The organism is Microcystis sp. M_QC_C_20170808_M3Col, assembly GCF_007095505.1.
Classification (GTDB): Bacteria; Cyanobacteriota; Cyanobacteriia; order Cyanobacteriales; family Microcystaceae; genus Microcystis.
Window position 1 is genome coordinate 58052 of sequence record NZ_SFBY01000161.1, and the last position, 11109, is coordinate 69160.

An 11109-nucleotide genomic window follows, 5' to 3' on the forward strand; every position below is an offset into this window, starting at 1 on the left:
AATCCTAAGCCTTGAAGTTAGAAAGCTTGAAGTTAAAAAAAATTCAAGGCATTTCCTAAAAGTTACCCTATATTAAAACTATGCAAACTCCATTTTTTCAACAAGAAACCGCCAAAAGTTCTCATCAATTTTTTGATAATTTGAAATTGATTGCCGCTCCTTACTGGTATCCAACCGATCCTAAAGGAAGGACATTTTCAGAGGTAATAAGTTCATGGGGAATGCTGTTTCTCCTTGTTTTAGTAATTGTTGGACTGGTGGCCTCTAATGCAGTTAATAGCTTCGTTAATCGCTATTTGGTTGATGTCATTATTCAAGATAAAAATGCCTCTAAGTTTATGACAAGTTTATTACTTTATGGCTTAGGATTACTTTTAATTACCCTGTTTACTGCATTTTCTAAATTTGTTAAAAAAAGAATTATTCTGGATTGGTATGAATGGCTAAATCAGCAGGTTGTTACCCAATATTTGAGCCATCGCGCTTATTATAAAATTAATTTTAGATCCGATGTGGATAATCCAGATCAAAGGATCTCTCAAGAAATAGAACCCATTGCTAGAAATGCTGTTAATTTTGGGGCTATTTTATTAGAAAAAGTCTTAGAAATGACGACTTTTTTAGTAATTCTTTTCTCAATTTCCCGACTAGCCGCCTTGATTCTAGTGGCTTATACAATTATCGGCAACCTAATTGCTGTTTCTTTAAGTCGAGAATTAGATAAGATTAGTCAAGAAGAACTGGAATCCAAAGCTAATTACACCTACACTTTAACTCATGTTCGGAATCATGCTGAATCCATTGCCTTTTTTCAAGGCGAAAATCAAGAGTTTAAAATAATTCAACGTCGATTTAATAATCTCGTCAGAAATTCTCTCAGTAAGATTGATTGGGAGAAAAATCAAGACATTTTTAGTCGAAGTTATCGCTCAGTTATTCAAATATTTCCCTTTGTCGTCTTCGCTCCAGCCTATATTCGCGGGGAAATTGATTTCGGACAAGTTAATCAGGCTATTATTGCTTGCAGTATGTTTGCTAATGGTTTTTCTGAGTTAATCCTTGAATTTGGTTCTTTGGGCAGATTTTCCAGTTATGTTGAGCGTCTATCTGAATTTTCTTCGGTCTTAGAAGAAATGGGACAACAACCCAAGGATGCTAGTACCATTAAAACCCTTGAAAAAAATCAGATCGAGTTTGAGGATGTTACTTTACAAACACCAGATTATGAAAAGGTAATTGTTCAACATTTATCCCTATCTATCGAACCAGGCGAGGGTTTATTAATTGTCGGACCAAGTGGACGAGGTAAAAGTTCTCTATTAAGAGCTATTGCGGGCTTATGGAATGCAGGAACTGGTTGTTTAAAACGACCTCCCTTAGAACAATTTCTCTTTTTACCTCAACGTCCTTATATTATTTTAGGAACTCTCAGAGAACAGTTGCTTTATCCTAAAACAACCCGTGAAATGACCGATGGAGAACTTGAATCCGTTTTACAACAAGTTAATCTTCAAAATATAGCCACAAAAGTTCATGGCTTTGATGCGGAAGTCCCTTGGGAAAATATATTATCTTTAGGAGAACAACAACGCCTTGCTTTTGCCCGATTGTTAGTAACCCATCCCCGCTATGTAATCTTAGATGAAGCCACAAGTGCTTTAGATTTGAACAACGAACAAACCTTATATCAGCAGTTACAAAAAGCACAGACAACTTTTATTAGCGTAGGACATAGAGAAAGTTTATTTAAGTATCATCAATGGGTGTTAGAACTTTTAGAGGATTCTAGTTGGCGACTTGTTTCCATAGATGATTATCGATCCTCAAAATCTCTGTAACTGTTTCATTGCTAAAACTCAATTTAGGAAAAATTACGATGACTACTACTTCACCAAAAACTCTGACTATGGATATTCAAAAACCCAGGGTTCTTTTAATCGGAAAAATGTATGATGAAGCGGGGGAAAAACTTCTTGAAGAATCTACTAATATAGAGATTTTGTCCAACCCTACACTGGATAAAATTAATGAGGCCATTCAAGAAGTATCTGGCGTATTTGTGCGTTATCCTAATAAGTTAGAGGCTTCATCAATCCGATTAGCAAAACACTTAAAAGTAATTAGTACCTCTGGATTTGGCACAGATTCTATTGATATTATGGCAGCAACAGAACAGGGTGTTATCGTTGTTAATAATCCCGGAATGTCAACTACATCTGTAGCAGAACACACCTTATCTATGATTTTAGCCCTTGCCAAAAAGCTCCCTTTTTTAGATCATTGTGTGAAAAAGGGTAACTATTTAATTCGCAATCAGATCCAACCGATTCAACTCGAAAACAAGACCCTTGGTATTGTGGGTTTAGGAAGAATTGGTACTCTGGTGGCTCACAAATGTAACCTAGCACTGGGGATGAGAGTATTAGCTTATGATCCCTATGTTCCAGCCAGCAAAGCGGAGACAGTAGGAGCAACTTGGGTCAAAGATTTAGATGTTCTTCTGGCTGAATCGGACTTTGTTTCTTTGCATCCTGAACTAACAAGTGAAACACGGGAAATGTTTAATATCTCAGTTTTTAAAAAGATGAAACCAACAGCTTTTTTAATTAATACCTCCCGGGGAAAAGTCGTTTGTGAAAAGGATTTAGGGATCGCCCTTAATCAAAAATTGATAGCTGGATGCGCCCTAGATGTCTTTGAACCAGAACCGCCGGCTTTAGATAATCCTTTATATAATTTTGAGAATGTCATTCTCTCACCTCATTTAGCCGGAGTAACCCCTGAAGCGAGTCTAGCGGCTGCTGTTTCGGCGGCGAATCAAATATTACAAGTGCTTCAGGGAGAGAAGCCCCCTTATATGATTAATCCAGAGGTGTGGAATCTTTTTTAAAGCATCTAGAGAATCTCAGGGATTCGGTTAATTAAAAATGGCAATATTTCTGAAAAATCCTTAGGAGGATAATAATTTGGAAAACATCGGCAAAATTCCCCTCAAAGATGAATGGCGTAATCGCTGGGCAATCATCAAACAATTTGTCCTTAATCCAGCTCGAGAAATGGCGTTTTTGCAAGATCAGTTTCAAGTTTCTGAACTTTATACTAATATAGCGAAACGCGATCCTCATCTTCAGGATCCTAATTTTCCCCAATGGCTTAATTTTGGTTATTGGAAAGAAGAAACAACTTATAACGGAGCTTGTGCCGCTTTAGCGCGTAAATTAGCCGAAGTAGCCGAACTTAAAGCCGGAGATCACCTTTTGGATGTCGGTTTCGGTTTTGCTGAACAGGATTTACTCTGGGTAAGAGAAAACAATGTTGGCTCAATTATCGGTCTAAATACAACCGAGTTACAAGTAGAAATTGCTCAAGAAAGAGTAGCTAAAGCAGGGTTATCGGACAGGATAAAACTTCAAGTCGGCTCGGCTACTCAAATCCCTTTTCCTGAGAATTCTTTTGATAAGTTGACCGCTTTAGAATGTGCTTTTCATTTTGACACTCGTGAGGATTTTTTTGCGGAAGCTTTTCGAGTTTTGCAGCCCGGTGGAAGGTTGGCTATAGCGGATTGTTTGCCTAGAGTGGGTCGAGAAATTAACTTCTGGCTGCGGGTTAATAGTAAGAAAATGTGTATTCCCTTTGCTAATCAATACGACCGACATACTTATGTAGAAAAACTCAAAAAGCATGGATTTGTTAATATCCAAGCTTTATCTATTAGTGAATATGTTTGGCCGGCAATGGTTCATTATTTTGCCCAGATTAGCCAAGGGATTAGTAAGCATGATTTAGTTATCGATCTCCAGAAAGATAACCCTGGACTTGAAGCTTGGTCAAGAAATCGGGGTTGGTTTATGGCGTTTGATGATTATCTTTTGTTTTCGGCAGAAAAGCCTAAATTAAACTGAGTTCGGGTTAAGCAGATTGATGTAAAACCCAGTCCATCGGTAGGGAGGACTTATTATTAGCGCTCTCCTGCTAACCAAGGGGTTGAGAATCTAGAATTGGCAAAGGTTTTCTAACACTCCCTTCTATAGCGTTATCCCGAACGCCGGTTAAGCTAGAAATCGCTAGTCACCCCCCCCAGATGGACGGCACAAACTAGATAGGGTTTGCTGAATAAGTCCCCAGAGGGAATCTATAAAAGTACAAGGGTTTTGAGTCCCTATTTCGATTTCTCAATTTTAGTTGTCCTTGCCAAAGAATATTCTGAATTGTTTCAGGATTAGATAATAACATATCAATTCAATCCGTGAAGTTGTTCAATTATCAACAGTATATCGCCAAAATAGAGAAAATAAACCCAATCCTTTGGCGAAAAAATAGGATTGAGTTAACAGGATCAAAAATGGGATAGGTTAAAAACACATCCCACGGTTTCGATTAAGTCAGAACTACTGACGAATTTGTACCGGCATCACCAAATAGGTCATCTTTAAACCTCCCAAGGGGGTAAAAATAACCGGTTGGGTACTAGCATTTAACTGCATTTGGATATCATTATTGGGTAAAGCCTTCAAACCGTCCATCAAATATTTAACATTAAAGGCAATATCGCCACTTTCTCCCTGAATTGTCGCCGCCATGGACTCTTTAGCGCTACCTAAATCAGGAGATTCCACCGCTAGGGATAAACGGTCATTTTCGCTATCGAGGCTAAACTTGACTAAGTTATTCTTTTGGTCCGATAAAACCGCCACTAATTCCAAACAACGGATTAATTGTTTGCGGTCTAAAACCAAAGAACGCTCGAAGGATTTAGGAATTAACTGATTATAAGTGGGATAGGCCCCTTCTAACTTACGACTGGTTAACCTCTGTTCCCCCATTTCAAAGATGACTTGAGAATCATCCACATGCAGAGTAATAGTCTCGATATTTTGTTTTGTTGCCATCATTCTTTCCAATTCTCGCAGGGCCCGGGCCGGAATGGTGACATTAAAGCCACCAGAGGCACTTTCCACCTCCTCTAGGGGAGTTTGTACCACCGCTAAACGATGACCGTCTGTAGCGGCAAATTCTAGACAATCGACGGTTTTAGTTAAATGCACCCCCGTCAACACCTGTTTAGTTTCATCGCCACTAGCGGCAAACAATGCACCTTTTAGTCCCTCTGTCAAGGCAACTATAGGTAAATTAACAATTTCCCCATCGGCCACCGTGGGCAATTCTGGGAACTCATCGGCTTTCATACCGCGAATTTGGAACTGTGCCGAGGCAGTTTTTAGAAAAGCGAGACTATGCTCCTCATCATTCTCGTTTTCTTCCACAGAGATAGTGATTTCCCCTTCTCCCAAACGAGAGACAATATCGTTAAGCAATTTTGCCGGCAGGGTAATTTTGCCCCCTTCCACCACCTCGGCCCGAAAACTGGTGCGAATCCCTAAACTCAAATCAAAGGCAGTCAGGCTAATTTCGCCCTTTTCCTCATCGGCACAAAAGAGAACATTTCCCAACACCGGATGGGTAGGACGACTGGCAACGGCCCGACTAACTAGGGATAAATTGCTGTTGAGTTCGCTTTGACTACTGGTAAATTTCATAGCAGGAATAGTTTTTTTGTACGCTAAAAAATAATAGCAAGAATTCCCCTGTGGAAAATCTGTGGAAAACCAGAGCTTTTTTCGATCGCTCTTTCCGGGCTAAAATCTATCAATAGCAATAACTTCGGCCATTGCTAGGTTTTTACCGCAATTCTGAAAAGATTGTGGAAAAATTGTCAACAGTGAAATTTTTGCCCTTTCTCAGCCAATTACATCAGCTGTTAACCATCAAGCTACAAGTCAAGAATAGCGAGACTTTAGCCGACCAGCGCCTTTCTTAGCGAAAAAATTGCGTTAAATGTAGGCCGGTGATCTTTAAAATGGAACAAGCAGCAGGAAGTTAACAAAACAAAGCTCTGGGCCTCCCCCAGAACCAATAGACTCAAATAGACAAGGAGACAGGATTGGTTAGCACATCTTCGTATCAAACAACAAAATCGAAAGAAATCTTTACAGCCGCTCAAAAATTAATGCCGGGGGGTGTAAGTTCCCCCGTGCGGGCCTTTAAATCCGTCGGTGGTCAACCCATCGTTTTTGAAAGCGTCAAAGGGGCCTATATTCGCGACGTGGACGGTAACGAATATATCGACTATGTGGGAACTTGGGGGCCGGCTATCTGTGGTCATGCCCATCCCGAAGTGATTGCCGCCCTGCACCAGGCCCTAGACAAAGGAACCAGTTTCGGCGCTCCCTGTGTCGAGGAAAATATTCTTGCTGAAATGGTGATTGATGCCGTTCCCAGCATCGAAATGGTGCGTTTTGTCAATTCCGGCACCGAAGCCTGTATGTCCGTCCTGCGCTTAATGCGGGCTTTTACCGGCCGGGATAAAATCATCAAATTCGAGGGCTGTTACCACGGTCACGCCGATATGTTCCTCGTGAAAGCCGGCTCTGGTGTAGCGACCCTGGGCCTACCCGACTCGCCGGGGGTTCCCAAAACCACCACTAACAACACTTTAACCGCCCCCTACAATGACCTGGAAGCGGTAAAAGCCCTCTTTGTCGAGAATCCCGACTCGATTGCCGGGGTGATTTTAGAGCCAGTGGTGGGTAATGCCGGCTTTATCGTGCCGGATGCTGGCTTTTTAGAAGGATTGCGGGAATTAACCAAGGAATACGGGGCCTTATTAATGTTTGATGAGGTAATGACCGGATTCCGCATCGCCTACGGTGGCGCTCAGGAAAAATTCGGCATCACCCCCGATTTAACCACCCTCGGCAAAGTTATCGGCGGTGGGCTGCCGGTGGGGGCCTACGGCGGTCGCGCCGATATTATGGCTATGGTCGCTCCGGCCGGCCCGATGTACCAAGCGGGAACCTTATCCGGCAACCCCTTGGCTATGACGGCGGGAATTAAAACCCTAGAGTTACTTCAGCACCCCGGCACCTACGAATATCTCGATAAAGTGACCAAATCCTTAACTGAAGGGCTACTGAAAGTGGCCAGAGATGCTGGTCATAGCGTTTCTGGAGGTCATATCAGTGCCATGTTCGGGATGTTTTTCACTGGCAACCCCGTGCATAACTATGAAGGGGCCAAAAAGGCCGATGTGGCTAAATTCGGTCGTTTTCATCGGGGAATGTTGGAAAGAGGCGTTTATCTAGCTCCTTCCCAGTTTGAAGCTGGTTTTACTTCCTTAGCTCACACAGAGGCCGATATCGAACGGACTTTGGCCGCCGCTAAAGAGGTTTTAGCAAGTTTATAGTTAATGCTGCTTCGGCTGGGAAAATTGATTGATAGAGTCCCAATTATTGATGAGTTGACATCTCCCCGCTTGCAAAAGACGGGGATTCTCAGGGGAAATTTGCCTAGAAACCCCGAACAATCGAGGGATTATTATCCCCAGCACTGTAAAACTTATCAGTCCCAGCACAGGCCGCCCCTTTTTAGTCAACCAGATCGAGGATATCAAGAGCAAGAGGTATCTAACTTGACAAAAATTACCTCGGTTTCTATAATCCTGAAACCGTCAACAAAATTGAGCGATAAATAGCTGGGCAAAAAATCAAGAAAAACAGCAAAAAAACGTAGTTCCCCCCTTGACAAATAGCCAAAACTAGGCATTAGTTAAATTTAATGATTTTTTAATAAAAACCGCCTTCTATCACCAGAAAAAGCGATTGGTAGATTTTTATCAGAGTAATGTAATCATCTTTACAACTATCGGGGATCAAAGGATGTTAGGGTGAAGGAGCGATGAGAAACCCACTTTAAGATCACCCCAATTGCTATGGCACAGATTCTCGATCCCCTCCCCAACGGCAAGAAAAATAGTATTCTTTGTTGCTATGTCAATGCGACCAGTCATATTCAAATTGTTCGCATCACCAATATTGCTAACTGGTATTTTGAAAGGGTGGTTTTTCCCGGGCAGCGTTTAGTATTTGAGACCCTAGCGGATGCTTTCTTAGAGATTCATACGGGGATGATAGCCAGCGCCATCCTTTCCGATAACATCCCCTGTGAACGCCTTTATATCAGCGATGGGGATGAGGATGACTCCGATGGTCAACTAGACAGGGAAATATTCTATCCCCATTCCCTAGAGGAAAGTCAAGGGGCGAAAATTGACAATACCGTACCCTTCGGCTTAACTTTAGCTTCCGCCTAGCTAATAACCTAATCTGATAATTCCCCTCGCACGAGAATCACAGTGCAATTAACCGCACGGGCAATCGTCGAGGGGATATTGCCATTTAAGAACTGATTGAGCAAGCTTTCCCTGGACGCACCCAAAAGCACCAAAGAACAATCCTCCGATTCTACCAGATGAATCACCGCCTCGGCCGGAGAGGCCGAACAAATCGGTAAAGGTACAATCGGCTGTGCGATCGCTTTCTGTAAAGATGCTTGTAAAACTTCCAAAGTGGACAGAGCTGGCAGTAACTCCGTCGGGGAATAGATTTTACATAACCAAAGTTTGGGATGATCCGAAGACTCGGACAAAGACAGCAAACTAGGCAATAATGCTAAAGCGCGTTGGGCATTGGGACCGCCGGCGGTGGGAATCAGCCACATCCTTTCCCGATTAAGATCGTTGGGAAAACAATCCTTTGTCCCCAATTTTACCAAGATGGTTTCACAGGGGGCTTCAGCAATCAAAGTATCGACTAAAAACCCGAAAATCTCCCCAGTGGTCGATTTTTCCCCAGTCCAACCCATAATTAATAAATTGCTGTGTCGTTCGCGAATCGTGGCCAAAATCCCGTCGGCGATATCCTGAGCCACGGAAATTTGTGTATGAACAGATATATTCTGCTGTCGGGCTAATCTTTCGAGACGATGAAGTAATTTGCGTCCTTCCCGCGTATCTACCCTGACTTCCGCCGGAGAACTAAGACGAGGCACAGTAATCACATAGAGACAATCTATTTCATAATTGCGTTCACGGGCGATCGCAGCAGCAATTTTAAACAAAGCGGTAGCGGTGTCGGGATTGGCAATAGGTAACAAAATCCGGCCTATTCCCACGGCCGGGGAACGGGTTTGATAAACCACATAGGAAGGGGTACTGCGTTGGGGCAGTTGACAAACTCCCCCCAATTGATCGGCTTCCACCCGAATAATATCGGTGCGGGTAATGATCCCCACCAGTTTTTGACCATCGGTAACGGGTAAACGGGAAAGCTGATAGCGATTTAACAGAAATAAAACATCGCTTAACGCTGCCTGGGGAGCCACAGTAATGGGATTGGGAGTCATCATCTCCCGTAGGACCGTTTGACTGTTTTTCGATCGCCATTTATCCAGATCACTTTGGGTAAAAATCCCCAATAGTCGCCCCTGTTCCACCACGGGAAAACCGCGATGATGGGAACGGGACATAATTTTCACCACTTCCCCCAGGGGTAAATCCGCCGGCAGAATTTCCACCTGCGATTGCATCACATCCATAGCCGACAGATGGGCCAGCACATCATTAGAAGGGGTTTCTTCGTTGAGAATAATGCCACTAGCGGAAAGTAAATGCTGATAGAGGGAACCGGGGTGAATGCTTTCGGCAGTGATATAAGAAACGGCACAGGTCAACATCAGGGGCAGCACAACATTAAAATTGCGATGCAGTTCAAAGACAATCACGATCGCCGTTACCGGAACCCTGACTACTCCCGTAAAAAAGGCCCCCATGCCCGCTAAAGCATAACTAGCTTCGCTGCCGAAACCGATAATTTTCGTCCCGATTCCCCCCACCAGAAACCCCAAACAGGATCCCAACACCAAAGCGGGGGCGAGGAGTCCTCCCGGGGCGCCGGAACTGTAGGCAATCATGGTCAGGAAAAAATAGACGACGAAAGCGAGGGCGGTATTCTGCCAACTCAATTCCCCCGCCAGCAAAAATTCCCGTAAACCGGTATTATCTCGAAAAAAGTCGGGTAAAAAAGCCACTACCGTTCCCGATAACCAGCTGACCAGACCGATGCGCCAAGCCAGAGATAACCGCCAACGCCGCTGCATCTGGCTACAAAAAAGGATGCCTTGATTGAATAAAGCCCCCAATAAGCCCGCTAAAACCCCCAAAAGGCAATAAATGGGTATTTCTTGGGCAGAGAAGCTAATATTGGCATATTCAGTGATCATTGAGGGGGTATTCTGCAGCATCATCGAAACCACGGCCCCGGTAAAGGAAGCCACGATCGCCGTTTCTAGGGTCATACTAGAAACATCGCGCATTAATTCCTCGATCACAAAGAGAACGCCAGCGATGGGAGTAGTAAAACCGGCCGCTAACCCCGCAGCTGCCCCGGCTGCGATCATCTGACGACGGTGATCGGGACTGGTGGGCAGCCAGACGCTTAACTGGGCCGCTAGGGCCGCCCCGATGTGTACCGTGGGGGCGCGACGACCAAGGGTTAAACCACCGCCAAGGATCAGGATCGCCCCGATCATTTTTACTAGGGCGACCCGCCAAGACAGGGGCAAAGGATATTTAGCTAAGGCCGCTTTTACTTGGGGAATACCACCCCCGGCGGCTGCGGGGGAGAAGTGTTCGACAATCCAACCGGCGCTGTAACCGAGCAGAAAACCGCCGAGGGGCAAAACTAGGAAAGGAGAGGAATTGGCTACTAGATGCACCCGCCAACCACCTAACCAACCGATCCCCAATTTCAGGATAATAGCGGCAAGGGCGGAGAGAATTCCGATTAAACAGGCTACCAGTAAAGCATAGCGACTATCGGTTGCGCTACGTCCGAAGTGTTGGGATTTAAACCACTGACGGAGGTTTTGGTGACGGGCAAAAAGTCCCATAATTATCAGGGAGAATCAAGGCAATGGCGGAGCGAGGATTTATTTAGGGTTCTGATTCCTCGTTTCTTTAATCATAGGCCGTTAAGTTCTGTCACCGTTCACCTTGTTGCTACCAGTGGCCCTAATAGTAGTTTTTCTATCGATGGGCTAGGATCAAAGGTTGTCCCTGTCTTTGAGCGGAGGGTATTGTAAAGTTTCAATACAAATATAGTCAGGCATGGTAATATATAGACATGAAACTATCAGACTATGCAAAAAAAACAGGAATAAGTTATCGAACGGCTTGGAGGTGGTGGAAACAAGGGAATTTAACAGGCTATCAAT

Annotated in this window: 7 protein-coding genes and 1 pseudogene; 6 read left to right on the plus strand and 2 right to left on the minus strand. The window is 43.9% G+C overall.

Going from position 1 to position 11109, the window contains the following annotated elements; all coding sequences use genetic code 11:
* Window positions 1–80: 80 nt before the first annotated feature.
* The 3 genes from EWV84_RS07550 to EWV84_RS07560 all read left to right on the plus strand — a co-directional run bounded on the left by EWV84_RS07550 (window position 81) and on the right by EWV84_RS07560 (window position 3902).
* Window positions 81–1838, plus strand: a complete 1758-nt coding sequence (locus EWV84_RS07550) for an ABC transporter ATP-binding protein/permease (protein ID WP_287077514.1) — start codon at window positions 81–83, stop codon at window positions 1836–1838.
* A gap of 38 nt (window positions 1839–1876) precedes the next feature.
* Window positions 1877–2890, plus strand: a complete 1014-nt coding sequence (locus EWV84_RS07555; protein WP_287077515.1) for a hydroxyacid dehydrogenase — start codon at window positions 1877–1879, stop codon at window positions 2888–2890.
* A 76-nt stretch (window positions 2891–2966) separates the two neighbouring features.
* Entirely contained in the window at window positions 2967–3902 is a 936-nt protein-coding gene (locus EWV84_RS07560; protein WP_286824310.1) for a class I SAM-dependent methyltransferase, read from the plus strand.
* Between the two features lie 486 nt (window positions 3903–4388).
* Here EWV84_RS07560 and dnaN read toward each other — a convergent pair whose 3' ends face one another.
* Entirely contained in the window at window positions 4389–5537 is a 1149-nt protein-coding gene (dnaN, locus tag EWV84_RS07565) for a DNA polymerase III subunit beta (RefSeq protein ID WP_287077516.1), read from the minus strand.
* Window positions 5538–5941: 404 nt separating this feature from the next.
* On the opposite strand from dnaN, the gene hemL reads away from it, so the two are divergent.
* Window positions 5942–7243: a glutamate-1-semialdehyde 2,1-aminomutase gene (gene hemL, locus EWV84_RS07570; protein WP_286826703.1), complete on the plus strand. Its 1302-nt coding sequence runs from the start codon at window positions 5942–5944 to the stop codon at window positions 7241–7243.
* Window positions 7244–7768: 525 nt separating this feature from the next.
* Entirely contained in the window at window positions 7769–8149 is a 381-nt protein-coding gene (locus tag EWV84_RS07575) for a DUF1830 domain-containing protein (protein WP_287077517.1), read from the plus strand.
* An 8-nt stretch (window positions 8150–8157) separates the two neighbouring features.
* Here the strand turns inward: EWV84_RS07575 and EWV84_RS07580 are convergent, their stop codons facing one another.
* Window positions 8158–10785, minus strand: a complete 2628-nt coding sequence (locus EWV84_RS07580; protein WP_287077518.1) for a chloride channel protein — start codon at window positions 10783–10785, stop codon at window positions 8158–8160.
* 233 nt (window positions 10786–11018) lie between these two features.
* Between EWV84_RS07580 and EWV84_RS22820 the strand changes: the two are divergent.
* Window positions 11019–11109, plus strand: a pseudogene (locus tag EWV84_RS22820) (IS607 family transposase); the annotation flags it as partial.

Excerpts from the sequence above, each read along its gene's own strand:
- EWV84_RS07550 (WP_287077514.1), top strand. The coding sequence starts at position 81 with ATGCAAACTCCATTTTTTCAACAAGAAACCGCCAAAAGTTCTCATCAA.
- EWV84_RS07555 (WP_287077515.1), top strand. The coding sequence starts at position 1,877 with ATGACTACTACTTCACCAAAAACTCTGACTATGGATATTCAAAAACCC.
- dnaN (WP_287077516.1), bottom strand. The coding sequence starts at position 5,537 with ATGAAATTTACCAGTAGTCAAAGCGAACTCAACAGCAATTTATCCCTA.
- EWV84_RS07575 (WP_287077517.1), top strand. The coding sequence starts at position 7,769 with ATGGCACAGATTCTCGATCCCCTCCCCAACGGCAAGAAAAATAGTATT.
- EWV84_RS07580 (WP_287077518.1), bottom strand. The coding sequence starts at position 10,785 with ATGGGACTTTTTGCCCGTCACCAAAACCTCCGTCAGTGGTTTAAATCC.